Here is a 23762-nt window from a genome sequence, read left to right on the forward strand (position 1 = left end):
CCAGGCGAGCTGTGTGCGATCCCCCACGACGGCTTAGTCGAGGAGGACCAGCACCGGCAGCACGCCGTGCAGGAGGGCGCTGACCCAGGGCGGAGCCGAGCCGGTGCCGGGCACGAGGGTGTTGTCGATCACGGCGACGATGATCAGGTACGCGGTCACCGCGCCCCGCAGGTAGCCGAGCGAGGAGGGGTTCGGACGGCGGGTGAGAGCGATGGATCCGGCGACGACGAGCACCGCGCTCGCGAGGAGGCCGGTCTGGTTCGTGAAGGAGCCGAAGTAGTCGAACGGACTCGGGTCGCCGGCCGCGATGCTCAGCCCGTCGGCGTACCCGATCACCGCGAGCGCGGCGGCGCCGACCGAGATCCGGGCGATCCCGACCAGCGGACGGAACGGCATCGCGGAGCTCACGAGCGCCAGCCGAGGAGGGGACGGCCTGAGCGCAGGCCCGGACGGCGCCCCTCGCGACTCCCGGACCGACGTGGTTGGCTGGCGGGATGAGAATCGAGACCCGCCAGGGCGTCCCCCTCCTGCTCGTCGACGACGACGGGGGCGCGCTCTCGACCCCCGAGGACGCCATCGCGCTCATCGGCGAGACCTACGGGAGCGACGTCGAGACGATCGTGGTTCCCGTCGGCCGGCTCGACGCCGAATTCCTCCACCTGCGCTCCGGGATCGCGGGCGAGTTCGTGCAGAAGTTCGTCCTGTACGGCAAGCGGCTCGTGATCCTCGGCGACGTGAGCGGACCCGTGGCGGAGTCGAGCGCTGTGCAGGCCTTCGTCGCCGAATCGAATCGCGGCGACCATCTCTGGTTCACCGCCGACCTCGACGGACTCGACGCTCGCCTCCACAGCTCCAACACCGCGACCGAGCCCGGCGCCGACGGCAGAGTGGAGCCGACGCCCGGCCCCGCCCGCTGATGCCTGTGCTCCAGCTGTCCTTCACCCGCTGATGCCCCTGCTCCAGCCCGGCCCCAACGGCGCACCGCCCGCGCTCGGGGGACCGGTCCGCCTCCTCCTGCTCGCCGACACGCACCTGCCGAAGCGGGCGAAGGCTCTCCCCGACGAGGTGTGGCAGGAGATCGACGAGGCCGACCTGGTCGTGCACGCTGGCGACTGGGTCGACGAAGCGACGCTCGACGCACTGGAGCAGCGGGCGTCGCTCCTCCTGGCCGTCTGGGGCAACAACGATCCGGAGGCTCTGCGCGCCCGCCTGCCCGCGGTCGCGCACGCGCGCGTCGCCGGGCTCGATCTCCGTGTGGTGCACGAGACCGGACCGGCGACCGGGCGCGAGACCCGCGCCGATGCCGCATTCCCGGGCGCTGACGTGCTGATCTTCGGCCACAGCCACATACCCTGGGACTCCGTCTCGCCGGCCGGTCTACGACTGCTCAACCCGGGCTCCCCGACGGATCGTCGGCGCCAACCCGCCTGCACGTACCTGACCGCCGTCGCTGAGGACGGTGCCCTCCGCGAGGTGCGCCTGAGCTCGCTCCCGCAGCGAGTACAAACCGTTCGGAGCGGCGGCGCAAGGGGGTCACAGAGCAGTGAGGTCGGCCTAAGCTCACCTGGATGAGCAGCTCACACGACCACCCCGACTCCGCGCACCTGCGCCCGGAGGGTCTCGACGACGCCACCGTGGCGGCGCTCGGGAAGCTCTCGGAGGCGCTCGAGACGCTCGAGCACGCCCGCGGTCTGCTCTACGGCTTCCACCGCCTCACCGGCGCGGCCGATCTCGCTCTCGGGGAGGCCGTCGACGCGCTGCGGGACGCCGGGCATGCAGGCGTCGCCGAGCGGATCGACGACGAGCTCGTCGGTCGCAACGTCATCGAGGGGCGCTGGAGCTTCCAGATCGTCGAGGACTACGACGACTCCTACTACGCGGCGTTCCGCAAGCAGGAGCGCGCCGCCCGCGACGAGCTCGCCGGCGGAGCTCGCCACCTCTTCGAGTCCGAGATGAAGGAAGACCGCCGTACCGGTGGCCGCCGCCACGAGTCGCGTCCGGAGTCCGGCTCGTGAACGCGGTCATCCGGATGCACGCCTCGTCACTGCGGGTCACGGCAGTCACTCCGAAGCGCGGCGGCCGCGGCACTCCCCCCGAGCCCGCGGCGACCCTGCGGCGCACCACGCTCAGCATCGACGGTCGTCGCTTCCTCCTGTCCATCTCGCTCGACACCGAGGAACTCGAGAAGCGCCTGGTCGACGCCGTACGCAACCGCGGCGACATGGTGAGCTTCACGGTCGCGGGCGAGCGCGAAGTCTGCGTACTGGTGTCGCCTGGCGTTGCCGTCATCCTCGAGCACGAGGACGTCGCGGTCGAGGATCCGGACACCGAGGACGCGCCCATCCTGTACGACGACGTCGAATACCTGACCTGATCCGTCCGCAACCGAGATCAGACGGATCCCAGGCAGGTCGGACGGCACATCGGCGGCTCCTGACCTCGGTGACGAACGCCGGTCGCCTCAGACCGCTCCGGTGCTCGCCCAGAGGTGGAACGCCGCGTACGCGCGGTGCGGTCGCCACGCCTGCGACGCGGCCTCCGCCTCCGCCGTGCTCACCCGGCCGAGCGCCTTCCGCAGCACGAGATCGCCCGCGGGGAACGCGTCCGGATCGCCGAGGAACCGCAGCGCGAGGTAGTCGGCCGTCCACGGCCCGACACCCGGGATCGCCAGGAGGACACGCCGCTGCTGCGCCCGATCACCCGCGCGGTCCAGCACCGGACCCGCAGCGAAGGCCGCAGCGACGGCACGCACCGTCCGCGCTCGCGCGTTGGTGATCCCGATCGCCGAGCGCAGGGCCTCGAACTCCGGAGCGAGCAGGGCGGTCGGAGTGGGGAACGCCAGCAGACCTCGCTCGCCCTGGACACCGAAGGCCGCCGCCGTCCGACCGCCGAAGGTGCGGGCGGCGGCGACCGACACCTGCTGGCCGAGCACGGCCATCACCGCCGCCTCGAACGCCTCCGGGTACTGCGTCGCGCGCAGCCCCGGCCGGGCAGCGACCGAGCGCGCGAGCAGCGGATCGCGGGAGAGCTCTCGGCCGATCGCCAGCACGTCGGAGTCGAGGTCACACCAGGCGCGGACGGCCGCAGCCGCCGCCGTTAGCACGCCGGGCTGCGCCGTGACTCGCAGCCCCGTCTCCGTCACCTCCAGTGCGACCGGGTGCGCAGCACCGTCGAGGGTGAGCAGGCGCTCCAGGTGCCGGCCGTCGGCCGAGACCCGCTCCACTCCGGGCAGGGCGTGGTTGCGAAAGAGGTTCGCGGCGCCCGCGGAATCGAACGGACCGCGGGCCGGCAGGTCGAGGGAGCAGGTCGCGTTCAGGGGAGCAGCACCACCTTGCCGCGCGCGCGGCCCGACTCGACGAGGGCGAGCGCCGCAGCCGCCTCCCGCAGCGGGAAGGACGGGCCGAGTACGACCTCCAGCTCGCCGCGGCCGGCCCGCTCCAGCAGTCCGGGCCGGGCCGCGTCACGCAGAGCGGTCCCGGAGTCGGCGTTCGGTCCGCCGCCGAGCATGAGGATCCCGCCGAGGCGAGCGGCATGCTCGAATCCGGCGATGGTCGCGATGCGAGAACGGTCGGCGACGAGGTTGACGGAGGCGTCCAGTGCCTCGTCCGTGCCCGCCGTGTCGAGTGCCGCGTCGATGCCGTTGGTCGCCAGGGCTCGCACACGATCCGCCAAACCGGCGCCGTAGCGGAGTGGCTCGGCACCGAACCGGCGGACGACGTCCTCACCGCGCTCGCTCGTCGTGCCCAGCACCCGCGCGCCACGGGTGACGGCGAGCTGCACTGCGAGCGTGCCAACGGCTCCGCTCGCCCCGTGCACCAGGACAGTGTCCCCGGAGGAGACCCGTGTCGCCTGCACGAGGTGCTCGGCGGTCGTCCCTGCCAGCAGCAGACCGGCCGCCGACGCCCAGTCGAGCCCCCAGGCTTGGGCAGCACGGCGCTCGCCGGCGCGACCAGCTCGGCCGTGTATCCGCCGGACACCCGGAACGCGACGACCTCGTCGCCGACGCGGATCGGGCCGAGCGGACCCTCCGACTTCTCGCCGACGGCAGTCACCACTCCGGAGACTTCACTGCCCGGCCGCACCGGCACCCGGCCGCGCCCGAACACCCCGCGCAGAAGTTTCGCGTCGGCCGGATTCACTCCCGCCGCGCGCAGCGCGATCCGCACCCGCCCGGGCGCCGGCTCCCCCGGATCAACCTCGACGGCGCGCAACGCCTCCGGCCCGTCGAACCCCTCTGCCTGCATCGCGACGACCATGCGTCCCGTCTCCATTCCCGCGCCGACGCGCCTGAGCGCGACGCTAGCAGCCGCCGCCCGCCCGGCCCTCCCCCGTCCGATCTGCAGGACCCCATCCGATCTGCAGGCCCCCATCCGATCTGCAGGACTTTGTACGATCTGCAGGACTTTGCACGATCTGCAGGACTTCCCCGCGCTCTCGCGCCGATCCCGCGGTAAAACAGCCCACCTCTGACGAATCCCCTGCAAATCGCACCCGCCCCCACCACACTCGCCGGAGTCGGCCCAGCAGGCGCAGGTGCGATCCGCAGGACCCCGTACGATCCGCAGGACCGACCGCCCTTCGGCGGCGCGAGAGGCGGCAGGATCGGCTACTCCGCAGCAATCCCCTGCGAATCGCACGCCTGCCACTCCGGCCAGAGAACGCGCGTTCCCGCACCGCCTAGCATGGAGGGATGCCCCCGACCCTCGACGAGCGCCCTCCCCGCGAGGCGATCCTCGCGGCCGCCGACCGCCTCTACTACGAGCGTGGCATCCAGTCGGTCGGAATGGACGAGCTGCGCACCGCCGCGGGGGTCTCGCTCAAGCGCCTCTACTCCGCCTTCCCGAGCAAGGAGTCGGTGATCGTCGCGGTACTGCACGGCCGGCACGAGCAGTGGACGCTCGGCGTGAGCGCCCGAGTCGCCGCGGCCAGCGAACCGCGCGGCAGACTACTCGCGATCTATGACTTCCTCTTCGACTGGTTCTCGGAGGACTCGTTCCGAGGCTGCGGCTTCATCAACGCTTTCGGCGAGTTGGGGTCCTCGAACCCGGCAGTCGCTGAGATGGCACGCGAGCACAAGGAGTCGTTCCAGCGGTTCCTCGCGACACTCGCGGAGGAGGCGGGAGGCGGCGCCGAACTCGCGTCGCAGCTCGCGATCCTCGCGGAGGGTGCCCAGACCACCGCAGCCATCGCCGGCACCCCCGACGCCGCCCTGCACGCCCGCCGCGCCGCCGAGATCCTCATCGACGCGGAGACCCGCCCCGCCTGATCACCCGCGGGCCCCCGATCGCTCGGGGCCCACCCGCATTGCCGCGAGACCGGCCTCGCTACCCGCAATCGACCCGCCGACCGAGGCGCCAGACGACCCCCATAGCCAGCCGTGAGATCACAGCCCGACTCACGCCTCCCCGCCCTCCGGCGGTCCGACCACCAGGAGCGCCGTGAACACCACGGCGACGAGCGCGAGCACAAACGCACCCGCGAGCACCGGTCGCCCCAGGGCCCAGCGGAGGAGGCGGCTCGTCACACGCTGGTCGCGCGGGTCGTCGCTCGCGCGGGTGCGCCACGGTCCCTTCAGCAGCCCGCGGCGCTCGAAGGCGCGCTCGAGCGGGACGACCGCGTACGGGACGACCGCGTACGGGACGACCGCGTACGGGACGACCGCGTACGGGACGACCGCGCTGGCCACCGCGAGCGCCGTCGCACCGGTCGTCCAGCGCTGGTTGACCGCGAGTACGAGCGCCGCGGCTGCGGAGGCGAGGAACGCGAAGCCGTGGATCGGTCCGGCGACGCTCAGCCAGTCGCCGACTCCGATCGCGTACTTCAGCAGCATCCCGACGATCAGGAGGGTCCAGGTCACCGCCTCGACGATCGACAGCAGGCGGAAGAGGTGGCGCGGGCTCACGGGATCGGCTCCGTTCGGTCCGCGGGGCGGCGGCTCGGTGTCGGTGAGGGTCGAGGGGGTCCGCTCGGGGTCCGCTCCGAGCCGACGAGAGACCGGAGCCCCGTCACCGGCTGCGCGGGCCCTAAGGGAGAGTCGGGTGAGACCCGCGCAAGCAACCACCCCCGGGGACGTTCGCTCAACTAGATGTTCTTACTACCAGTCTGTCTAGACTGTTCTGCATGGAAGAGGTCACGCTGAAGCGACCCGGGGGCTTCTGGCACTCGGGTGAAGCGACCGAGCCGGGCGCGGTGGAGGTCCTCGCCGCGATGCGCGCCTTTCGCACGGCGGAAGCCGCGATGCGCCGTCGGACCCGCGGATCACTGGGCCTGGGCGAGAACGACCTTCTGGCCGTGCAGTTCCTGATGCGGCGCCAGCAGAAGGGCGTGCACGTCAGCCCGAAGGACCTCGCTTCTTACCTCGGCATTTCCTCGGCCTCGACGACCGTGCTCATTGATCGGTTGGTCACGAGCGGTCACGTCGTGCGCGAGCCCCATCCGAGCGATCGCCGCGCCATCCGCATCGTCGCCACGCCCACGTCGCACCGCGAGGTCCGCGAGACTCTCGACGAGATGCACCGTCGCATGCTCGAAGCGGCCGAGACCTTGAACCCGAGCGAAGCCGGTACGGTCATCCGCTTCCTCCAGACCATGCGCGACATCGTCGAGCGCCCCGCGGATAGCCCGTCGATCGACGCCGCACACGAACTCCTGGGCGAACCGATCGGCGACTACGCCGACGGCGTGCTGGAGCAGCGCCGCGCCTGACGCCTGCCCTGCGTTGCGTTTCCCCGGGCGTGATCTCCGAGGGTTTTCCGGCGTCCGCGATCGGCGCAGAATCGAGCCAGGAACGTCGATGGACAAAAAACGCAGTCTCGGCCGCACATAGCTAGCTGAGCTAGTAGACAAAGATGTCTAGCGATATACAGTGATGAACGTCAGCCACTCGTACGCCAGATCGGAGAACATCATGGGCACCATCCTGTACGGAACTCCCCCCGCCGCCCTCGAGGTTGAGGACCGCGCTCTCGCCCATCTCCAGATCGTCATCATCAATAAATTCCGTCGCGACGAGCGCTTCCTACTCACTCTCGACGCGAGCCCTCAGGCCGGCACCGGCCGCCGCGGCGTGTGGATGCACCCGACTATCCCGATCCAGTTCGAGTTCAAGGGCAGCCGCCAGCCCACCATCAATCCTGAGTGGGTCGAGGCCCTGATGGAGCGCGCCAACAGCGGCGCGGGCCTGCGCATCGTGCCGGAGCCCACGAGCGCTGCGGCCGTCCCGCTGCGTCGCGCCGAACCCGCCGCCTGACATTGCGCGCCGGAGTCGCACCCGATCAGACTCCCGCCGCTCGACACCGACACGACCCGCTTCCCGGGCAGGGACGCGGGTTCTGTCGTTTTTCGAGATCGGAAAAGCCGGAGAGCGCGCTTGCAAGAGGTTGACATTCCGCGCCACGGTCAGGAGCTGCGTCCTACACTGCTCCTGCGGCGCAGGATCGTTTCGGCGGGCTCGGCCCTGCTGCCGCACGCAGGACCATCCGTCGGTCGCTCGAGCCCCCCTCTCGCGCGGCCGGCGGATGGCTGCGCGGCGCAGCCGAAGCGCCGATCGCGAGGTCCGCCAGCTCCAGGAGCGGCGAGATGACCCACCACGGAACGAGCGGCCACGGCACCAGCGACGACCAGGTCCGGCCGGGCGATGTCTTCTCCGCCGTCATCGGGCACGAGAGCGAGCAGTGGCGAGTCGTGGCCGTCCTGGGTATCCGTGTCCTCGCCGAGCGCGTCACCGGCGGACACCGCCGCAGCTTCACCCTCCACTTTGTGCGGCACCAGCTCTCACCCGCCGCCCAGGTGACGAGCGGGTAGCGCCGCGTGCAGAGTCTCCTCGATCTGTTTCGCTTTCTGTGAGACATTGCGGCCACAGGGGTGGCCTCACCTCGGCGGCCAGGGCAGGAAGCGCAAGCGACCAACGTCTCCGTCACAGGAGAGTCCGACCGAGAGATGGCGTCGGCAGTCGTAGGCGAGGCCGGTCAGCACGTCACTATTGCCCGATTCGCAGGAGGAAAGACTCGCCTCGCCCCCTTGATACCGACGTGCAACCTCGGTTCAGACTCCGTGGGTCGTCTTTCGCGATTCAGACCCGAGATGCCCGGTCGAGCTGAGAGCCGAACCGATCACAAGAGTATCGCAGGGGAAGTCATCCTTCTTGCGTCGCATCGCTCATTCGATGTCAGAGGCGTGCGCTTCTCGCAGACGGTGACGAATTCTCCTCCTCCTTCGGCGTCTCGCGTAACCGTATCCCTGGCGATCCCCCATCGCTTCCTCATACCATAAGAACTCTCCTCACCCTGTGCGCATCGTCTCGACTCTCCGCGATACGGCGAGAGATGACCGCGTCCGGCAACGAGTTCGTCTCCCGGATCAATGACCGTGCATCGGTGCGCTGGAGCGCACCATCGGCGGGCGAGCACAGCGAAAGCCTTCCTCTAGCCCTCGACAGCATCCGAGATCCGAGACCTCCGCACCAGCACGCGCAAGACGTGCGTGGGCTGCTGATCGGCGAGCACGCGAGCGAATTCCTCGGCTGAGCGCAGGTCGGCGGCGAGCGGAGTGACGCCGAAACGGGCCTCGATCGGGCGGCGTGAGAGGGCGGTCACCGGCCGGCCCTGCTCGGTGAGCAGGTCAACAGGGGCGGAGCCGCCGATACCGGTCGCGCCGACAACGAGGGCGCCGCGGGAGTCGGATGGGAAGACGGGAGTAGAGGAGGGCATCCCCACGGCCACCATCGGACGGCGTGTGGCATTCCCGGTGACCCCTGTGCGTGTGGTGCGCGTGCAGTCCGTCACGGAGGGACACGAGAGGTCATCGTTCGACACGGGCCGCCCGAGGAGCGAGCCGCTCCCCTACGGTCGAGCGCGAGCGGCCCAGTTGAGTGGACCGGGAGGAGCAGACGATGACTGTGATCGAGGTGCGGGCCGTGCCCGCCGTGGACTACGAGGAACTGGCGGAGCGGTTCCGGCCGCTGTTCGCCGAGATCGCGGAGGGAGCGGCGGCGCGGGAGAGCGCCCGGGAACTGCCGGTCGCGCAGATCCGTGCGCTGGCGGAGGCGGGATTCGGCGCGGTGCGCGTACCGGTGGCGGCCGGCGGGGCCGGCGCGAGTCTCCCGCAACTCTTCCGTCTGCTGACCGAGCTGGCCGCAGCAGACTCGAACATCCCGCAGGCGCTCCGCGGCCACTTCGCGCTGGTCGAGGACCGGCTGCTCGCGACCGATGGAACACGCGAGCGCTGGCTTCGCCGCTTCGCCGACGGCCAGCTCGGCGGCAACGCCTGGACCGAGATCGGAACGGTCGCGATGGGCGACGTGCTGACGAAGGTCGCGCCCGTCGAGGGAGACCCGACGCGCTTCACGGTGACCGGCACCAAGTACTACTCCACCGGCAGCATCTTCGCCGATTGGATCGACACCTTCGCCCAGCGCACCGACACCGGGCAGAAGGTGATCGCCATCGTCGACGCGCACCAAAGCGGCGTCGAGCACGCCGACGACTGGGACGGCTTCGGCCAGCGCACCACCGGCTCGGGCACGAGCACCTTCACCCGGGCGGTGGTCGCGGCGGAGGACGTGATCGACTTCGACACCCGATTCCGCTACCAGACCGCGTTCTACCAAGCGGTGCTGTTGGCGGTATTGGCCGGTTCGATCGCAGGCGCCGAGCGCGAGATTGCCGCCGAGGTGCGGGATCGGACGCGGATCTTTTCTCACGGGAACGCCGACTCGTTCGCGGCGGACCCGCAGATCCTGCAGGTGGTGGGCCAGGTATCGGCGGCCGCCTACGCAGGAGCGGCGATCGTCGAGCGCGCGGCGACCGCGCTGCAGCGGGCGCACGACGCGGCACTCGACGGCGATGCGGCCGAGGACGAGCGGCAGAACGACCGGGCCGAGCTCGAGACGGCACAGGCCCAGATCGTGCTGACGCAGCTGGCCACCCGCGCGACCTCCGACATCTTCGACGCGCTCGGCGCCTCCGGAGTGAGCACGCGGAAGAACCTCGACCGGCACTGGCGCAACGCCCGCACGGCCGCAAGCCACAACCCGTGGGTGTTCAAGGCGCGGATCGTCGGCGACCACGCGGTGAGCGGGGCGGTGCCGCCGCGGGTGTGGGCGATCGGGGCGGGGCCGAAGCGGTAGCCGCAGCGGGTCCGGCGGTGGACGGCGGGCGGGAGCGCAGGAGAGGACCCAGGGGCGGCAACGTGGCCGCCGAGGACGAGGGGACCTGCGATGTTCCGGACGACCGCGAGCGGTGGCTGGTCGCCTGTGCCGCAGGGCTGCTCGCGCTGAGCGGATGCACGGAGGTCGGGTCTCTACCGGAGCGAGGAGCGCTGCCGCGGTCCGACCAGGAAGGTCAACGGCTCCTCGCCGACCTGGGGCGAGAAGCGGGCGAGCACGTCGACTTCACCCTCCACCTCTGGTTCTGATTGCCCCGGCACCGGCGTGGACGACCGACGCCCTGGATGGCAGGAAGGCCCGCTCCGTTCTCGGCGCGAGCGTTCCATCGTTCGCGGCTGGGCGTCGTCGCGGTCGCGCGGACCGCTCCCGTCCACCCAGCGTTCACCTCTCGACAGGATGCGGCGAAGGCCCCGGCGCTGCCAGGCTGGGCGGATGACTCCGCAGCCCACACGCCTCCGACCCTTCGGCCCGTCGGGTGCCACCGTCACCCGGCTCACCCTCGGCACCTCATGGCGGCCCGAGCGCGTCGCCGACCTCGACCGAGTGCCGGCTCTCGAGCGCGTCCTCGGCTCCGACCCGGGCTCCCGGTCCGTCTCGGTGATCGACACCTCGAACGAGTACGCGGGTGGCCACAGCGAGCGCCTGATCGGCGAGGCGCTCGAGGCGCGCGGCGGAGTCCCCGAGGGCATCACCGTGGTCACCAAGCTCGACCGCGACCCGAGCACCGGCAGCTACTCGGCCGAGCGGATGCGGCGCAGCCTCGACGAGAGCCGCGAGCGCCTCGGGATGGACGTCCTGCCGTTGCTCTCTCTGCACGACCCGGAGCGCATCTCGTACGACGAGGCTTTCGCGGAGGACGGCCCCGTCCGCGCGCTGGTGGCGATGAAGGACTGCGGCGTCGCCCTCTCGATCGGCATTTCGGGCGGGCCCGCACCGATGCTGCGCCACTACGTCGACACCGGGCTGTTCGACGCGGTAATCACCCACAACCGCTTCACGCTGGTCGATCGCTCGTCCGAGGAGCTGATCGACGCCTCCGTCGACCGCGGCGTGATCGTGGTCAACGCGGCGGTCTACGGCGGAGGCGCGCTCGCGCGCTGGCCCGAGCCGGTCGCCTCTTATGCATACCAGGCCGCGCCCCGCGAGATCGTCGACGCCGTCGCTGCGATGGGAGCGGCCTGCGACCGGGCGGGTGTGCCGCTCGCCGCCGCCGCGCTGCAGTTTTCGACTCGCGACCCGCGCGTGACGACGACGGTCGTCGGCGCCACCTCCGCCGAACACTACGACGCGTTCGTGGCAGACGACGGGCTCGAGATCCCCGACGCGCTGTTCGAGGAGCTGGAGTCGCTGGCTCCGCCGAGCACGCTCTGGCAGGACGCGCCCGGATCGACCTGGCCCCGCTGATCCGGGCATAGCCGGGCTCTACTCCCGGTTGGAGCAGCTGACCCCCTCCGCGAGATGCCACTTACGCAGGCTTTCCTCGGCGTGTCGCGCACGTAAGTGGCATCTCGCGGAGCAGCACGACAGGAGAGACATGACCGATACCGCACTTTTCCAGCCGCTGACCCTGCGCTCGAGGACCGCCCGCAACCGCCTCTGGGCGGCGCCGATGTGCCAGTACTCGGTGGAGGCGCAGGACGGCGTGCCCACCCCCTGGCACCTCGTGCACCTCGGCTCCCTCGCGCGCGGCGGAGTCGGAGTCGTCATCGCTGAGGCGACCGCGGTCGTCCCCGAGGGACGGATCAGCCCGTGGGACACCGGGCTGTGGAGCGACGAGCAGCGGGACGCCTGGGTGCCGATCATCGAGTTCGTGCACGGGCAGGGCGCGCTCGCGGGGGTGCAGCTCGCCCACGCCGGACGGAAGGCCTCGACCTACCGCGAGTGGAGTGGACGCGGCTCCGTGCCGCTGGAGGACGGCGGATGGCCGAGCGTCGCCCCGTCGCCCGTGGCGTTCGACGGCTACGCGCAGCCGCGGGAACTCTCCGTGGAGGAGCTGCCCGGCCTCGTCGATGCCTTCCGCTCCTCCGCCCGCCGCGCCGCGGGCGCCGACTTCGATGTGATCGAGCTGCACGCCGCGCATGGCTACCTGCTGCATCAGTTCCTCTCACCGCTCTCGAATCGGCGTGAGGACTCCTATGGCGGCTCGCTCCAGAACAGAGCGCGCTTGCTGCTCGAGGTCGTCCGCGCAGTCCGCGCCGAGATCGGCGAACTGGCGCTGCTCGTGCGCTTCTCGGCAACCGATTGGGCCGAGGGCGGCTGGACGCTGGAGGAGACGATCACCGTCTCGGAATGGGCGCGTGCCGAGGGGGTCGATCTCTTCGATGTGTCCACCGGCGGTCTCGTGCACGCGAGCATCCCCGTCGCTCCGCTCTACCAGGTGCCCTTCGCGCGCGACCTGCGGAAGGCAACGGGCGCACCGGTCGGGGCCGTGGGACTGATCACCACGGCGGAGCAGGCGGAGGGCGTGGTCGCGAACGGCGACGCCGACGTCGTGCTGCTCGCCCGCGAGCTGCTGCGAGACCCCAATGCTCCGGTGCGGATGGCGCACGCGCTCGGTGCGCCGCTCCCGGTGCCGCCGCAGTACACCCGCGCCTGGGGCTGAGCCTCCTCCCGCGAGATGCCACTTATGCGCACGCCTCACGGCGTGTCTTGCGCATAAGTGGCATCTCGCGGGAGGCGGGAGGCGGGGGGAGGACGGCGGGGGGAGGGGGAGAGCGGTCAGCTGGTGGAGGGCTCCTCGGGGGTGTCCTCCTCGGGGTTGAAGTGGGAGTCTCCGGAGACTCCCACCGCCAGCCCGTCCTCGGAGGCGGGGATGGTCTCATCGTCGCCGAGACCGTTCGCCTTCTTCTCGCCGTCCGACGAGGCCGATGCATCCGTCACGGCTCAGGCCTCGACGTCGCCGCGCCAGGCACCGTCGGGGGTGCCCTGCTTCTCGATGTACTCCTTGAAGTTGTTCAGGTCCTTCTTTACGGCGTGGCTGCCGGCGCCGACGAGCGAACCGAGCGTCTCGAGGAAGCCCTTCGGCTCCCAGTCGAGCTGCACGGTGACGCGAGTCTCGGTGTCGGAGAGCCTGTGGAAGGTGACCACGCCCGCGTGATCGGTCTCGCCGCCGGTGCTGTTCCACGCGACGCGCTCGTCGGGGTGCTGCTCGGTGATGTTCGCCTCGAACTCGCGCTCAACGGGTCCGACCTTCACCTTCCAGACGGTGAGGGTGTCGGTGACCTGCTGGATCGACTCGACCTCGTCGAGGAAGCGCGGGAACTCCTCGAACTGGGTCCACTGGTTGTAAGCGACGGACACGGGGACGGTGACGTCAACGGTCTCGATGATCTGCGGCACGGTGGTGCTCCTTGCTGTCTCACTCGGTGTGCGGCGTTCCGCTGCTGCGGTCGTCACTCGCGACGTTAGGCGGGAGCTGTCTGGGAGCGCACCGGGTTGCGGACTGCTTCGAACGTGGTAAACGCTGCGCTGCTCCGGGCCAAGGCGCCGACGCCGCGTGCGCCGAGACGCCGGAATGACGGGCGGGTGTCTCGACGAGGAGACGATGCCTCGGCGGGCACCGGCACAGGCGACCGCGCGTCAGCCGTCCCGGGGGTCGCCGCCGAGCTGGCCGATGGCGGGGAGGGGGCCGCCGCCGTCGGCGCCAGTGCGACGCCAGCGAGCGATTGCGTTGCCGAGGTGGTAGATCACCAGGGCCGCGCCGGCCCCGAGGACGATGCCGCCGAGTTCGACACCACCCGACGAGAACGAGAAGCCGGCGATCGCGATCACGAACGAGACCGCCGCGGTGTACTGATTAACCGGGCGCGAGAAGTCGACGCGGTTGTCGATCCAGATCTTGATGCCGATCACACCGACGAGGCCGTAGAGCGCGGTGGTCGCGCCGCCCAAGACTCCTGCCGGGATCGAGTTGAAGACCGCACCGACCTTGGGCGAGAGGCTGAGCAGGATCGCGGTGACACCGGCGACCCAGTAGGCGGCCGTCGAGTACACCCGGGTAGCGGCCATCACTCCGATGTTCTCGCCGTAGGTGGTGGTGCCGGAGCCGCCGAAGGCACCCGACAGCGTGGTCGCCAGGCCGTCAGCGATGAGCGCGCGGCCGGTGCTCGCGTTGGCGGAGGCGTCAGTCATCGTCGCGACTCCACGCACATGCCCGACGTTCTCGGCGATCAGCACCAGCACGACGGGGAGGAACATCGCGATGCCCGACCATGTGGATCCGGACCCGAAGTCGGGGAAAGTGAAAGGCGGCAGGCCGAACCAGTCGGCCGTGCCGACCGCGGAGAAGTCGATCTCGTCGCGCACGAGCGCCACCACGTAGCCGATGAGCACGCCGAGGAAGAGGGAAACGCGGCCGAGAAAACCCCGCAGGAACACGCTCGACAGGATGATCGCGGCGAGCGTGATCGTCCCGGTGAGCGGTGCCTTCTCGAAGCTGTCGTAGGCGGTCGGAGCCAGGTTGAAGCCGATCAGCGCCACGATCGCGCCGGCCACCACGGGCGGCATCAGTCTGTCGATCCAGCCGAGGCCAACGACCTGCACCACGACGCCGACCGCGGCGAGCAGCAGGCCGACCGCGACGACTCCGGCGAGCGCCGACCCCGTCCCTCCGACCGTCGTCGCTGCCGTCACCGGCGCGATGAACGCGAAGCTCGAGCCGAGGTAACTGGGCAGCTTATTGCGGGTGACCAGGAGAAACAGCAGCGTGCCGACGCCCGAGAAGAGCAGGGTCGTGGCGACCGGGAATCCGGTGAGCACAGGCACCAGGAATGTCGCTCCGAACATGGCGACGACGTGCTGGATGCCGATCGCGACGGTCGCGGGCCAGCTGAGCCGCTCACCGGGGCCGACGACGGCGCCCGGCTCGACGGTTCGGCCGTCTCCGTGCAGGGTCCAGATGGGCATGGGGCTCCTCGGCGGGAAAGGGAGGCGGGGTCGGAGTTCACAGTAGCGAGGGGCCTGGCCTCTCCGGACCCCTCGTCCTACGATCGAGCCATGCATTCCGGCAGCCGTCTCGACGACGCGGAGTACGGCGCGCACCTCGACGAGTGGGCTGCCCGGGTTCGCGCCTCCTTCGGTGATCTGCCGCTGTGGGCGGTCTGCGGGTGGAGTGGTCGGCGAGTGCTCGGCGAGTGGATCTTCTCGGGCGCACCGCACGGCCTCGCATTCCTCGGAGTCGGGGCGGTCCGGGGAGGGGCGGGGCCCTCCGTCGAGACGCGGACGACCCTCGGCGATCCCCGCCGGGACGTCGCGCTGCTGCGCGGCCGCGAGGAGTCGCCGATCTCCTTCGTCCGCCCGGAGGCGCTCCCCGCGCCAACCCGTATCGCCGAGATCTCGGTCGACGGAGAGCAGGAGCCGTTCGAGGTGTGGGAGGGCGACGGCGCCGTCCGGGCGGCCGCCTCCGTGCGCGGTCATGTGCTCACCCTGGAGTGCCGCGGCGTCGGGCTGGACCGGCTCGCGATGGCCGAGGTGGACGACATCGAGCCGTTCCTCGCGGGCTGGCTCGAGTCCGCGGGCGCGTCCGGCCGCTGACGGGTCGCTCGCCCCTCTGCTCAGCAGCCCTCCTCGTCCCCGTCACCGCGCGGCGCGCCGAGCCCTGGCGAGCGGCGCCCGGCGCCGAGGAGGAGCATGGAGGCATGCCCACTCCTCTCGCGGGCCCGGAGCGCTTCGCCGCTCTCGCCGCCGCGATCGCCGACCCCGTCCGCCGCTACCTCTGGCGCCGCACCGACGAGGCCCAGGCCGACGATGTCCTCGCCTCGACCCTCGGCGTTCTGCACCGCCGGTGGGACGACCTCCCGGACGGCGACCCGGTCCCGTGGGCCATCGGTGTCGCGCGACTACAGCTCCAGACCGCTCGGCGGCTACAGCGGAGGCAGGTCTTGCTCTCGCAGCGCGTCGGCGTCGTCGATCCACCGCAATTGCACGACGAGGAGGCGTCCGACATCGCCGCCCGCCTCGCCCTGGCCCGGGTCCGCGAGGCCGACGCCGAGCTGCTCCGGCTCTGGGCGTGGGAGGGGCTCGGCATCCGTGGCATCGCCGTCGTGCAGGCCGAGTCCGCGGAGTCGGTCGCGATGCGCCTGGACCGAGGGCGGACGGAGTTCGCCGGGCTGCTCGCCGCCGGGGCGCGTACCGAATCGAGTGAGGACCCACGCTCGGTGCTGCACACGATCGACCCCGCAGCGACGCTTCCCCCGCTCACGCCGGCCGAGCTCGCCGCTCACATCACGGCCGCGACCGGCGGGCCCGGCACGCAGGAGCCGCCGACGTCGGTTCCGCGCCGCCGTTCCCCGTGGCTGACGGTCGGCGTGGGAGCGCTCAGCACCGCGGCGGCCGCATCGCTGCTGCTCCCCTTCGCCCTCGGGATCGGCGGCACGTCGAGCACGTCGTTCCAGCTCTCCAGCACCGGCGGCCCGAGCGCCGTCTGCTCACCGGTCACCGCGGAGGCGCTCTCGCCTGCACAGGTCGCCTTCCGTGCGGAGGTGCGCGGCATCGACGGCGCGGTCGTCACCCTCCACGTCCTCGACCGCTACGCCGGAGAGATCGGAGACACGGTGACGCTCACGCAGGCCACCGAGACGGCCGTCGACGGCGCGCCGATCACCTTCGACTACGGAGTCGACTACCTTCTCGCCGCCGACGGAGACACGATCCTCACCTGCGGGCTCAGCGGTCCGAGCTCACCGGAGCTGACCGCGCTCTACCGGGAGGCGTTCGCACTGCGCTGAGGGGAAATCGCAGCCGGAAGTAATCACAGCCGGGCTCTCGCCGCAAGGGGCTCCTGCGCGGCGAGGAACGCGTCGCAGGCTGAGAGCAACGATCCTTCTGGAGGCAATGATGTTCTTCCACGCGCAACGACTCATCAACGACATCGAGCAGGACGAACCGGATCCGGCCGCCGCGAACGCCCTGCAGGAGGGACTCGGCGGGCAGTTCGGCGAAATGCGCACGATGATGCAGTACCTCTTTCAGGCCATGAACTTCCGCGGCCCCGACGCGAAGCCCTACCGAGACCTCATCCAGGGCATCGGCACCGAGGAAATCAGCCACGTCGAGTTGATCGGCACAACGATCTCGCGCCTGCTCGACGGCTCTCCGCGCTACCAGGGGAAGCCGACGGATCCGCTGGACACCCCGGGCGCGGGCGGCGCGACTCCGCTGAGCATCGCGCTCGACACCAGCAACATCCACCACTACCTCGTCGGGGCCCAGGGCGCACTGCCCGTCGACGCGGCAGGCAACCCGTGGAGCGGTAGCTACGTCTACAACTCGGGCAACCTCGTGCTCGACCTGCTCTACAACCTGATGCTCGAATCCACCGGCCGCCTGCAGAAGTGCCGCATCTACGAGATGACCAACAACACGACCGCGCGCTCCACCATCGCCTACCTGATCGTGCGCGACCAGGCGCACGAGAACGGCTATGCGAAGGCGCTCGAGACGCTCGGTGTCGACTGGAGGAAGACCCTTCCCATCCCGAAGACGAATGCCGAGAAATTCCCCGAGGTCGCCAAGCTCGTCGACCTCGGACTCCAGAGCAAGCAGTACACGTTCGATCTCGACGGCGCGTCGGAGGCGGGGAAGATCTACCGCGGAGCCTCGCCCTCGAACGACGGCACGAACCTCGAGTCGAAGGAGCAGGCGCCCGAGGGCGTCCCCTCCGTCATCGCGCCGGAGCGCTTTGAGGAGTTCTCGCCGGGCCTGGACCCCGAGCTGCTCAAGCTCATCCAGACCACAGCCGAGATAGAGCTCGACGAGATCAGCTCCTTCTACGGCCCGACCGCGAAGTAATTGATCGGGCCCCGCGCGCCGACGCTGCGCGGGGCCCGATCTCTTGCGCGTACAGGAGGCACGAGTGCCGGCGATCCGGCTCCTCGCTCCGCTCCACACGAGCGGCACCGCTCTGAACGACCTCGTCGGCCCGGGCCTTCGACTCCTCGGCGACGGCGGCGCCCGCGTGACAAGCGTCACCCTCGACCACCGGGAGATCCGACCGGGAGCGCTCTTCGCCGCTGCCCGGTCGCCATGCGCACGGAGCGAGGTTCGCGGCAGCCGCAGTGCAGGCGGGAGCAGCCGCGCCGGTGATCGTCACCGACCACCATCCGCGCTTCGAGGACCCGGCGCGCATCCGCCGCGCTCTGGTCGACGCCGCCCGCCGTGTCGAGCGCTGCGAAGTGCGCGAAATCGCGGAGCCGGCCGACGCCGTCCGCGCCGCACTGCGCCGGGCGGGCCCCGCCGACTCCGTCCTTGGGGTCGGCCCCGGCGACACCGCACTTGCAGCTGGTGCGTGGAGCGGGCGCCTCGAAGCGCGGCTTCTTCCTCCGCGCCGAGACGATGCACGGCTTCTTCAGCTACCTCGAGGACGTCGGCATCGACGGCGGATACCACGAGCGCAGCCACGGGGAATCGTTCCTCGACATCGTGATGAAGCGCTCGCGGATCCGCGGCCTCTGGCTCGTCGACGAGCCGGAATCCGCGCTCTCGGTCTCGGGCTGCCTCGCTCTGATCGGACAACTGCGCGACCTGATCGCCGGCGGCTCCCAAGTCCTCCTCTCCACCCACTCGCCGATCCTCGCTGCCCTCCCCGGAGCCGACCTCTACGAGCTCGACGAGACCGGTCTGCGCGCCTGCCGCTTCAACGACCTCGACCTGGTGCGCACCTGGCGCAGCTTCCTCGACCAGCCGGCCCGCTTCCTCCGCCGGCTGAAGTAACTCCGCCTGCGGTCTAGCCTGGCCGGCCACTCCGAGGAGTCTCGCTCGGCCGATCGCGTTCACAACGAAGGATGAACGTCGGCGGGACCGCCTGTTCTGGCGGATTCTGCGGGGGCGCGGAGGAATTTTTCCTGAGTTGTGAACGGGATCAGGCCGCCGTCGCCGCCTGTCGTCCCGAAGGTGTCGGCAATCGACGTCCCGATGCCGAATCCCGGGAAGAAGCGGAAGAAGATGGCACCGGTGACCAGGTCGAGCATGAGCACAGCGAGGCGCCGCTCGGTTACTCCGGACTGGGCGGGCACGACCTTCTGCGATATCGGCGCGAACACAGGTGTGCCGACGGTCTCGCTGCCCGCGGGATTCACCTCGACGGGTGCGGCCGGTCTCGAGCTGGCCGCTCCGCGTGGCGAGGACGCGTCGCTGCTGGGGATGTCGTACGACTACCAGCAGGCGACTCCGCACCGCGTCGCGCCGGTCTCGACGCCCGAACTCGCGGTTGCCGAACCGACGCCCGAGCCGACGGCGACGCCGGCGGAGCCGATTCCCGGGGGAACCCTCCTTCTGAACGCCCGACGCGAGACCGCTCGCCGGTGGCCGGACCCCGCACGCGTCAGCGGCATCGGTTAGTGGCGGAACATCCGCGCCGTCGTCTCGAAGAGGCCCTTCACCGGGCGCTGCTGCTCACCCTGCTGGGCGCCGAGGACGATGATGAGACCGGTCAGCACGGGAATCGCCCACTGCGTGACCTTCTGTACGCGGACGGCCGTCGTCAGTTCCTGCGAGTTCTGCGGCGACGCTTCGGTGGCGCCGGGCGCGCCCTCGTCGGCGTGCTTGGCCTGCGTTGCTCCGGCGACTGCGGCGACCACCGAGGCGGTGCCGGCCAGGCCGGTGACGATCGTCTTCACGACGGTGTTGGTGCGGCTTTCGCGCTGGTTGGTGAGACGGGTCTTGTTCGCGAGGATCAGGCCGATGCCGCCGACACCGTGGGCGGCGATGGCGGCGAGCTGCACGGGGGTCCAGCGCGCCCAACCGTTCGAGGCGAGGCGGAGGCGCTCCGCAGGATCGGACGAGGTGGATGCGGCGCCGTTCAGGCCGACGGCGCCCATCAGCGAGCCGCCGAACCAGGCGGCGGCTCCGAGGTCGTGGAGACTGCGGACGAGGGTGTTGCGGGAGGGCATGGGTCCTCTTTCTCTGCCGGGAGCGAGCGCCGGCGATGGTCGGCTGGTTCGGATCCCTTTGACGCTACGCGCGCGCCGGAACGACGCACGGGGCTTGACCTCTCCCCGTCCGACGCGCCGCGCTGAAGACCCCCCGCTGGTCTCTCCGGCGAATACCGCTGGGGGGCAACCCACGTCTGAACTGAAATGCCCTTGAGCAGCAGGGTTTCTTGCACTGGGTGAGATCCCTTCCTTGCTGCACGTCGCCCACGATCCTCCGTTTTCTTTTCCGCCTGCTTGACTCATCAGATGGAGATCTTCGTCGGACTGGTCGGTCTGCTCGGCGGGCTGGTCATCGCCGGGCTCGCGGTCGTGGCGGTGGTCATCGGGCGGCGGCGGGCGGTGCCGGCATCGCTGGTCGATGTCGAAGTGCGGCTGACGCACGCCGGGGACGGCTGGTGGCGGGTGGGCGCGCGGGTGCGCAACTCCGGCCGGTCGCTGGTGCCCGTGACGAGCTACAGCGACGGCAGACCGATTGTGGTAGATCTGGGCGGTGCGGTGTCGGCGGAGTGGTACGGGTCGGCTCCCCGGTCGGATGCGTGGCGGATCGACACGGCTGTGGGGCTCCTGCTCGGGCCCGTCGCGCTGGAACGCGACGCCGACCTCGGGGCGACGATCGTCGTGCGCGGGCGCCCGCAGGTGCGCATCAATGCGCCGCTGCGTTCTGTGCCGGTGCGCGAGAACGTGATCGAGTCGCAGATGCCCGAGGCGGCTCCGGTCTGGGGGGCCGCCGAGACCCGGGCCGCCGTTGCGCCCGCACCGCACCGGCCGATCCGTCCGCGCCGGCGCCGCCCGAGCGACACCGACCGCGCACAGGCCGAGCGCGAGAGCGTCCTCCGCGGCGGCTTCGGAGTGTGGGCTGCGATGATCGCGGGCGGTGCCGGCGCTGCGTGCGTCGCGGTGGGGATCGCCCTCGAACTCGCCGGCGTCGGAGCCTCCGGGCTGAGCGGCGCGGGCATCATCCTGATCGCGGCCGGCTTCCTCGGCCTGGTCGGCACCCTCGTCGTCCGGCTGCTGCGCCGCTGGCTCGAACCATCGGCCCTCTGGCGGACGCCCTCGCAGCGACTCCGCCGCCCGGGCACGATCACCCTTCTCACCCTGAGCTACGCGGGCCTGGCGCTGTTCTGCGTCGAATTCGCCGCACAGTCGGTGACGGGCGACACGACCTGGGTGGCGAGCGTCGCGGTGCTGATGCTCATCGCCGCCCTGATCGGAACGGGACTCGTCGGATTCCTCCGCCTCGTCGTCCTTCTCGGGGTGCGCCGCGCCTCCCGGGAGGCCCCGTGACCCGCGGGGACCTCGTCGAGATGTGCTGACGCTGGCGACCAGAGTCTCGGGGCACGGCCTCCCGTTCGGCACCGTGCTGGGCGAGCGTCTGGCCGATCTGGTCTCCAACGATCCGGCGTCCTGGTTCTAGAAGACCGCGTCGTCCCAGCTGCTCGTGGTCTCTGCAGCGCTCACCCGCGCTGGCGGGCGTCGAGCCACCGCGATGACGATGAGCGACCCCAGCATCACCAGGGCGGCGGTCTGGAGCGGCGGGGCGACCAGGCCGAGCGCCTGCCGTACGAAGAGTTCCGGCGGGACGGTGACCGAGTCGCCCTGGTACTGGTTCGGCAGCAGCAGAACCACGACCGGAAGCGCGAGCACGGCCGCCCAGAGCACGACGGTGACCGCGATCGCGAAGGCCCAGAGGAGACGGCGGCGGATCATCGTCGGGGAGCCCTCAGGAGTGGCAGCACGACGGCGAGCGCGAGAGCGGTGAGGCCGACGGTGAGGAAGGGGCCAATCGCGTTGTCGGTCAACACGCGAAGGTACTGCTCGGGGCCAAAGACGCTCTGCACCGGCGAGTAGTCGTACCAGCTCTGCGAGCTGTTCCAGAGGGAGAGGAGTCCGAGGAGGACGATCACCGCACCGACGACGGCCAGGGCCCCGGCGGCGCGGCCCACGGGCAGGGCGGAACCGGCCGGGACGTCGTCGGCCACAGCGCCCGGCTCGGCGGCGAGCGGCGCCACCGGCTCAGCCACCTGCGGGACGGTCGACTGAGTGGGCGCGGAAACGCTCTGGCCGGCAGAGCCGGTCGGGTCTAAAGGGAGCGCCTGCTTCTCGGGCACTGCGGAGGGGATCGTCGGGGAGGCCTGTCGTGCACCTAATGCCCCAGAGGCGTCCTTGAGTGACGGAGCCGCCCACTGGCGCGCTGGTTGTTCGTTCGCTGCCCTACCCGCAGAAAGAGACGAGCGGAGTCGTTCCTCGCCGCCGGTGCGCCGCTCGGTGTCGCGGCCCCGGTATCCCCGCTGAAAGCCCGCGTGGTACCGCGGATCTGTGCCGCTCTCGTCGAGCCCGCCTCCCCCAGCGGGGGAGCGCTCCGCTCCGGTGCTCTGCGTCATGCCGTTCCCCCGCTTCGTATAGTCGAGCCATCAGGTCGCAGGTCCGACCGGTCCGGCGAAATCTCCGAGAGCCCGGTCTAGCGGATCGACTCCGTCGTGCGCGCGGGCACACTCACTATTCCCGCTCCGAGCAGCAGCACGACGATCGTCACCGCCGTCAGCGCGGGCCAGCCGCCCGCTTCGACCACCAGACCGAGGAGCCAACCGCCTGCGGCCGAGCCCGCGTAAAACGCGATCGTGTAGACCGCGCCGGCATGTCCGCGGAGAGCCGGTGCCGCCCGGGCCCCCGTCCAAGCTGCACCTGTCGCGTGCAGGGCGAAGAATCCCGCCGTGAACACGAGGAGGCCCGCGATCACCACGGCAACGATCTGGACGAGCATGACCAGCAGTCCCAGGATCATCAGCGCCACGCCGATCCGCATCACGAGCCGGGGGCCGGTGCGGGGACCCCACGTTCCGGCGAGCCGGGAGGACGCGGTGCCCGCGAGATACGCGGCGAAGAGGAGCGATACGAGCGCCGGCGCGAGCGCGAACGGCGGGGCCTCGAGCCGGAACGCCAGGTAGTTGTAGACGGCGACGAACACTCCGACCGCGAGGAACGTCTGCACGGCGATCGCGACCAGCATCCGGTCGCGGAGGGCCTGTCCCGTCTTCTTGCGCCAACCAGCGGGTACCGTCTTGCGCGCGCCGCCCCGCGGGGTCAGCACCGCGAAGGCGATCGCCGCCGCAGCGCAGACCGCCGTCACGACGAGCAGGGCGCCCCGCCAGCCGAGCGCCGCTGCGAGCGGACCCGCGAGGAGACGGCCGGCGGCGCCACCGATCGTGGTGCCGGACACGTAGGCGGTCGCGGCCGCCGTCGCTCCGGAACCTTCGATCCGGTCGTGGATAGCGGCCACGGCGAGTGCCGGTACGGCACCGAGCGCCGCTCCCCCGAGGAACCGCAGGACGAGCAGGAGTTCGAAGGTGGGGGCGACGCACGCCAACAGTGCCAGGACGACCGAGGTGAGGACCGCGAGGCGCATGGATTCGAGCCGGCCGATCCGCTCGGCCACCGAAGCCCACGGCAGCACCGAGAGTGCCAACCCCAGCGTCGCGGCCGACACGGTGAGCGCGGCATCGGATCCGGCGATCGACCACTCCTGGGCGAGCTGCGGGAGGACGCTCTGCACCGCGTAGAGCTCGGCGAATGTCGCGACTCCGGCTGCGAGGAGGGCGATCGTCAGTCGTCGCTGGGAGAACGGAGCCGCGGCGCGCGTCGATCTGGTCTGCGCTCCGGTGCTCATGGAT

Annotated in this window: 31 protein-coding genes and 2 pseudogenes; 19 read left to right on the forward strand and 14 right to left on the reverse strand. The window is 70.8% G+C overall.

From position 1 onward, the window contains the following. Positions 1-33: 33 nt before the first annotated feature. Positions 34-408, reverse strand: a complete 375-nt coding sequence (locus tag C1O28_RS11115) for a hypothetical protein (RefSeq protein WP_127821504.1) — start codon at positions 406-408, stop codon at positions 34-36. A gap of 86 nt (positions 409-494) precedes the next feature. On the opposite strand from C1O28_RS11115, the gene C1O28_RS11120 reads away from it, so the two are divergent. From C1O28_RS11120 to C1O28_RS11135, 4 genes are read left to right on the forward strand one after another with little or no spacing between them, the layout of a single operon-like run. Continuing rightward, positions 495-917 (forward strand): DUF4180 domain-containing protein, encoded by a 423-nt coding sequence (locus C1O28_RS11120; RefSeq protein WP_097167472.1) that lies wholly within the window; start codon positions 495-497, stop codon positions 915-917. Positions 918-948: 31 nt separating this feature from the next. Beyond that, positions 949-1572, forward strand: coding sequence for a metallophosphoesterase family protein (locus C1O28_RS11125; RefSeq protein WP_097167471.1), 624 nt, complete (start codon positions 949-951; stop codon positions 1570-1572). Then, on the forward strand, positions 1569-2015 hold the full coding sequence (locus tag C1O28_RS11130; protein WP_097167470.1) for a hypothetical protein: 447 nt from the start codon (positions 1569-1571) through the stop codon (positions 2013-2015). The genes C1O28_RS11125 and C1O28_RS11130 overlap by 4 nt, the downstream gene beginning before the upstream one ends. Further along, entirely contained in the window at positions 2012-2374 is a 363-nt protein-coding gene (locus C1O28_RS11135) for a hypothetical protein (RefSeq protein WP_097167469.1), read from the forward strand. Before C1O28_RS11130 ends, C1O28_RS11135 begins: the two co-directional genes overlap by 4 nt. Before the next feature lie 87 nt (positions 2375-2461). On the opposite strand, the gene C1O28_RS11140 is transcribed toward C1O28_RS11135, so the two are convergent. From C1O28_RS11140 to C1O28_RS15960, 3 genes and pseudogenes are all read right to left on the reverse strand, one after another. Beyond that, a complete protein-coding gene (locus tag C1O28_RS11140) occupies positions 2462-3316 on the reverse strand; it encodes a DNA-3-methyladenine glycosylase family protein (RefSeq protein ID WP_337189917.1) in 855 nt (284 codons plus the stop codon). Then, a complete protein-coding gene (locus C1O28_RS15710; protein WP_244210519.1) occupies positions 3313-3855 on the reverse strand; it encodes a zinc-binding dehydrogenase in 543 nt (180 codons plus the stop codon). The genes C1O28_RS11140 and C1O28_RS15710 overlap by 4 nt, the downstream gene beginning before the upstream one ends. A gap of 125 nt (positions 3856-3980) precedes the next feature. Continuing rightward, a pseudogene (locus tag C1O28_RS15960) lies at positions 3981-4370 on the reverse strand (alcohol dehydrogenase catalytic domain-containing protein); the annotation flags it as partial. Between the two features lie 320 nt (positions 4371-4690). Here C1O28_RS15960 and C1O28_RS11150 point away from each other — a divergent pair. Continuing rightward, on the forward strand, positions 4691-5266 hold the full coding sequence (locus C1O28_RS11150) for a TetR/AcrR family transcriptional regulator (protein ID WP_097167467.1): 576 nt from the start codon (positions 4691-4693) through the stop codon (positions 5264-5266). 129 nt (positions 5267-5395) lie between these two features. Here the strand turns inward: C1O28_RS11150 and C1O28_RS11155 are convergent, their stop codons facing one another. After that, positions 5396-5902, reverse strand: a complete 507-nt coding sequence (locus C1O28_RS11155; RefSeq protein ID WP_097167466.1) for a DUF3817 domain-containing protein — start codon at positions 5900-5902, stop codon at positions 5396-5398. A gap of 218 nt (positions 5903-6120) precedes the next feature. Here C1O28_RS11155 and C1O28_RS11160 point away from each other — a divergent pair, with 218 nt between their 5' ends. The 3 genes from C1O28_RS11160 to C1O28_RS11170 all read left to right on the forward strand — a co-directional run bounded on the left by C1O28_RS11160 (position 6121) and on the right by C1O28_RS11170 (position 7803). Then, on the forward strand, positions 6121-6705 hold the full coding sequence (locus C1O28_RS11160; protein WP_097167465.1) for a MarR family winged helix-turn-helix transcriptional regulator: 585 nt from the start codon (positions 6121-6123) through the stop codon (positions 6703-6705). Positions 6706-6907: 202 nt separating this feature from the next. After that, positions 6908-7249 carry a DUF7882 family protein gene (locus C1O28_RS11165; RefSeq protein ID WP_097167482.1) on the forward strand — a complete coding sequence of 114 codons (342 nt, stop codon included), beginning with the start codon at positions 6908-6910 and terminating at the stop codon, positions 7247-7249. A gap of 329 nt (positions 7250-7578) precedes the next feature. Next, a complete protein-coding gene (locus C1O28_RS11170) occupies positions 7579-7803 on the forward strand; it encodes a hypothetical protein (protein ID WP_097167464.1) in 225 nt (74 codons plus the stop codon). 620 nt (positions 7804-8423) lie between these two features. On the opposite strand, the gene C1O28_RS11175 is transcribed toward C1O28_RS11170, so the two are convergent. Beyond that, complete coding sequence (locus C1O28_RS11175) at positions 8424-8708, reverse strand: NAD-dependent epimerase/dehydratase family protein (protein WP_181025688.1); 285 nt, start codon at positions 8706-8708, stop codon at positions 8424-8426. A gap of 182 nt (positions 8709-8890) precedes the next feature. Between C1O28_RS11175 and C1O28_RS11180 the strand changes: the two genes are divergently transcribed. The 4 genes from C1O28_RS11180 (at position 8891) to C1O28_RS11195 (ending at position 12767) form a co-directional block, all read left to right on the forward strand. Beyond that, on the forward strand, positions 8891-10126 hold the full coding sequence (locus tag C1O28_RS11180) for an acyl-CoA dehydrogenase family protein (protein WP_097167462.1): 1236 nt from the start codon (positions 8891-8893) through the stop codon (positions 10124-10126). A gap of 62 nt (positions 10127-10188) precedes the next feature. Then, positions 10189-10413, forward strand: a complete 225-nt coding sequence (locus tag C1O28_RS11185) for a hypothetical protein (protein ID WP_097167461.1) — start codon at positions 10189-10191, stop codon at positions 10411-10413. 184 nt (positions 10414-10597) lie between these two features. Then, positions 10598-11569, forward strand: a complete 972-nt coding sequence (locus C1O28_RS11190) for an aldo/keto reductase (RefSeq protein ID WP_160487569.1) — start codon at positions 10598-10600, stop codon at positions 11567-11569. 130 nt (positions 11570-11699) lie between these two features. Continuing rightward, complete coding sequence (locus C1O28_RS11195; RefSeq protein WP_097167459.1) at positions 11700-12767, forward strand: NADH:flavin oxidoreductase/NADH oxidase; 1068 nt, start codon at positions 11700-11702, stop codon at positions 12765-12767. Between the two features lie 116 nt (positions 12768-12883). Here C1O28_RS11195 and C1O28_RS15185 read toward each other — a convergent pair whose 3' ends face one another. The 3 genes from C1O28_RS15185 to C1O28_RS11205 all read right to left on the reverse strand — a co-directional run bounded on the left by C1O28_RS15185 (position 12884) and on the right by C1O28_RS11205 (position 15070). Further along, on the reverse strand, positions 12884-13045 hold the full coding sequence (locus C1O28_RS15185) for a hypothetical protein (RefSeq protein ID WP_164861114.1): 162 nt from the start codon (positions 13043-13045) through the stop codon (positions 12884-12886). A 3-nt stretch (positions 13046-13048) separates the two neighbouring features. After that, complete coding sequence (locus C1O28_RS11200) at positions 13049-13504, reverse strand: SRPBCC family protein (RefSeq protein ID WP_097167458.1); 456 nt, start codon at positions 13502-13504, stop codon at positions 13049-13051. A 240-nt stretch (positions 13505-13744) separates the two neighbouring features. Further along, a complete protein-coding gene (locus C1O28_RS11205; protein ID WP_097167457.1) occupies positions 13745-15070 on the reverse strand; it encodes a uracil-xanthine permease family protein in 1326 nt (441 codons plus the stop codon). 90 nt (positions 15071-15160) lie between these two features. Here C1O28_RS11205 and C1O28_RS11210 point away from each other — a divergent pair, with 90 nt between their 5' ends. The 5 genes and pseudogenes from C1O28_RS11210 (at position 15161) to C1O28_RS11225 (ending at position 18874) form a co-directional block, all read left to right on the forward strand. Beyond that, positions 15161-15697 (forward strand): hypothetical protein, encoded by a 537-nt coding sequence (locus C1O28_RS11210; RefSeq protein ID WP_097167456.1) that lies wholly within the window; start codon positions 15161-15163, stop codon positions 15695-15697. Positions 15698-15801: 104 nt separating this feature from the next. After that, the gene (locus C1O28_RS11215; protein WP_097167455.1) at positions 15802-16890 is read left to right on the forward strand and encodes an RNA polymerase sigma factor; all 1089 of its coding nucleotides are present in this window, start codon (positions 15802-15804) and stop codon (positions 16888-16890) included. Positions 16891-16999: 109 nt separating this feature from the next. Beyond that, positions 17000-17953, forward strand: a complete 954-nt coding sequence (locus C1O28_RS11220; RefSeq protein ID WP_097167454.1) for a manganese catalase family protein — start codon at positions 17000-17002, stop codon at positions 17951-17953. 290 nt (positions 17954-18243) lie between these two features. Then, positions 18244-18360, forward strand: a pseudogene (locus C1O28_RS16140) (hypothetical protein); the annotation flags it as partial. Between the two features lie 49 nt (positions 18361-18409). After that, positions 18410-18874, forward strand: coding sequence for a hypothetical protein (locus C1O28_RS11225; RefSeq protein WP_181025727.1), 465 nt, complete (start codon positions 18410-18412; stop codon positions 18872-18874). Positions 18875-18933: 59 nt separating this feature from the next. Here the strand turns inward: C1O28_RS11225 and C1O28_RS11230 are convergent, their stop codons facing one another. Beyond that, the gene (locus C1O28_RS11230; RefSeq protein WP_127821505.1) at positions 18934-19131 is read right to left on the reverse strand and encodes a hypothetical protein; all 198 of its coding nucleotides are present in this window, start codon (positions 19129-19131) and stop codon (positions 18934-18936) included. On the opposite strand from C1O28_RS11230, the gene C1O28_RS15720 reads away from it, so the two are divergent. Beyond that, positions 19130-19501: a hypothetical protein gene (locus C1O28_RS15720; protein WP_237398218.1), complete on the forward strand. Its 372-nt coding sequence runs from the start codon at positions 19130-19132 to the stop codon at positions 19499-19501. The two genes, C1O28_RS11230 and C1O28_RS15720, sit on opposite strands and share 2 nt — an antisense overlap. Here C1O28_RS15720 and C1O28_RS11240 read toward each other — a convergent pair. Continuing rightward, on the reverse strand, positions 19498-20052 hold the full coding sequence (locus tag C1O28_RS11240) for a hypothetical protein (protein WP_097167453.1): 555 nt from the start codon (positions 20050-20052) through the stop codon (positions 19498-19500). The genes C1O28_RS15720 and C1O28_RS11240 overlap by 4 nt on opposite strands. 288 nt (positions 20053-20340) lie before the next feature. On the opposite strand from C1O28_RS11240, the gene C1O28_RS11245 reads away from it, so the two are divergent. Then, complete coding sequence (locus C1O28_RS11245; protein ID WP_097167452.1) at positions 20341-21378, forward strand: hypothetical protein; 1038 nt, start codon at positions 20341-20343, stop codon at positions 21376-21378. 126 nt (positions 21379-21504) lie between these two features. Here the strand turns inward: C1O28_RS11245 and C1O28_RS11250 are convergent, their stop codons facing one another. The 3 genes from C1O28_RS11250 to C1O28_RS11260 form a co-directional block, all read right to left on the reverse strand. Beyond that, the gene (locus tag C1O28_RS11250; RefSeq protein ID WP_097167451.1) at positions 21505-21801 is read right to left on the reverse strand and encodes a hypothetical protein; all 297 of its coding nucleotides are present in this window, start codon (positions 21799-21801) and stop codon (positions 21505-21507) included. Beyond that, positions 21798-22202: a hypothetical protein gene (locus C1O28_RS11255; protein ID WP_097167450.1), complete on the reverse strand. Its 405-nt coding sequence runs from the start codon at positions 22200-22202 to the stop codon at positions 21798-21800. The genes C1O28_RS11250 and C1O28_RS11255 overlap by 4 nt, the downstream gene beginning before the upstream one ends. Before the next feature lie 350 nt (positions 22203-22552). Beyond that, the gene (locus tag C1O28_RS11260) at positions 22553-23758 is read right to left on the reverse strand and encodes an MFS transporter (protein WP_097167449.1); all 1206 of its coding nucleotides are present in this window, start codon (positions 23756-23758) and stop codon (positions 22553-22555) included. Positions 23759-23762: the final 4 nt, after the last annotated feature.

This window comes from Rathayibacter rathayi (assembly GCF_004011095.1).
GTDB classification, from domain to species: domain Bacteria; phylum Actinomycetota; class Actinomycetes; order Actinomycetales; family Microbacteriaceae; genus Rathayibacter; species Rathayibacter rathayi.

Bases quoted from the DNA above. Each gene is read 5' to 3' on its own strand.
- C1O28_RS11120 (WP_097167472.1), top strand. From the start codon at position 495: ATGAGAATCGAGACCCGCCAGGGCGTCCCCCTCCTGCTCGTCGACGAC.
- C1O28_RS11125 (WP_097167471.1), top strand. From the start codon at position 949: ATGCCCCTGCTCCAGCCCGGCCCCAACGGCGCACCGCCCGCGCTCGGG.
- C1O28_RS11130 (WP_097167470.1), top strand. From the start codon at position 1,569: ATGAGCAGCTCACACGACCACCCCGACTCCGCGCACCTGCGCCCGGAG.
- C1O28_RS11150 (WP_097167467.1), top strand. From the start codon at position 4,691: ATGCCCCCGACCCTCGACGAGCGCCCTCCCCGCGAGGCGATCCTCGCG.
- C1O28_RS11160 (WP_097167465.1), top strand. From the start codon at position 6,121: ATGGAAGAGGTCACGCTGAAGCGACCCGGGGGCTTCTGGCACTCGGGT.
- C1O28_RS11165 (WP_097167482.1), top strand. From the start codon at position 6,908: ATGGGCACCATCCTGTACGGAACTCCCCCCGCCGCCCTCGAGGTTGAG.
- C1O28_RS11170 (WP_097167464.1), top strand. From the start codon at position 7,579: ATGACCCACCACGGAACGAGCGGCCACGGCACCAGCGACGACCAGGTC.
- C1O28_RS11175 (WP_181025688.1), bottom strand. From the start codon at position 8,708: ATGCCCTCCTCTACTCCCGTCTTCCCATCCGACTCCCGCGGCGCCCTC.
- C1O28_RS11180 (WP_097167462.1), top strand. From the start codon at position 8,891: ATGACTGTGATCGAGGTGCGGGCCGTGCCCGCCGTGGACTACGAGGAA.
- C1O28_RS11190 (WP_160487569.1), top strand. From the start codon at position 10,598: ATGACTCCGCAGCCCACACGCCTCCGACCCTTCGGCCCGTCGGGTGCC.
- C1O28_RS11195 (WP_097167459.1), top strand. From the start codon at position 11,700: ATGACCGATACCGCACTTTTCCAGCCGCTGACCCTGCGCTCGAGGACC.
- C1O28_RS11205 (WP_097167457.1), bottom strand. From the start codon at position 15,070: ATGCCCATCTGGACCCTGCACGGAGACGGCCGAACCGTCGAGCCGGGC.
- C1O28_RS11210 (WP_097167456.1), top strand. From the start codon at position 15,161: ATGCATTCCGGCAGCCGTCTCGACGACGCGGAGTACGGCGCGCACCTC.
- C1O28_RS11215 (WP_097167455.1), top strand. From the start codon at position 15,802: ATGCCCACTCCTCTCGCGGGCCCGGAGCGCTTCGCCGCTCTCGCCGCC.
- C1O28_RS11220 (WP_097167454.1), top strand. From the start codon at position 17,000: ATGTTCTTCCACGCGCAACGACTCATCAACGACATCGAGCAGGACGAA.
- C1O28_RS15720 (WP_237398218.1), top strand. From the start codon at position 19,130: ATGAGCACAGCGAGGCGCCGCTCGGTTACTCCGGACTGGGCGGGCACG.
- C1O28_RS11230 (WP_127821505.1), bottom strand. From the start codon at position 19,131: ATGCTCGACCTGGTCACCGGTGCCATCTTCTTCCGCTTCTTCCCGGGA.
- C1O28_RS11240 (WP_097167453.1), bottom strand. From the start codon at position 20,052: ATGCCCTCCCGCAACACCCTCGTCCGCAGTCTCCACGACCTCGGAGCC.
- C1O28_RS11245 (WP_097167452.1), top strand. From the start codon at position 20,341: ATGGAGATCTTCGTCGGACTGGTCGGTCTGCTCGGCGGGCTGGTCATC.
- C1O28_RS11250 (WP_097167451.1), bottom strand. From the start codon at position 21,801: ATGATCCGCCGCCGTCTCCTCTGGGCCTTCGCGATCGCGGTCACCGTC.
- C1O28_RS11260 (WP_097167449.1), bottom strand. From the start codon at position 23,758: ATGAGCACCGGAGCGCAGACCAGATCGACGCGCGCCGCGGCTCCGTTC.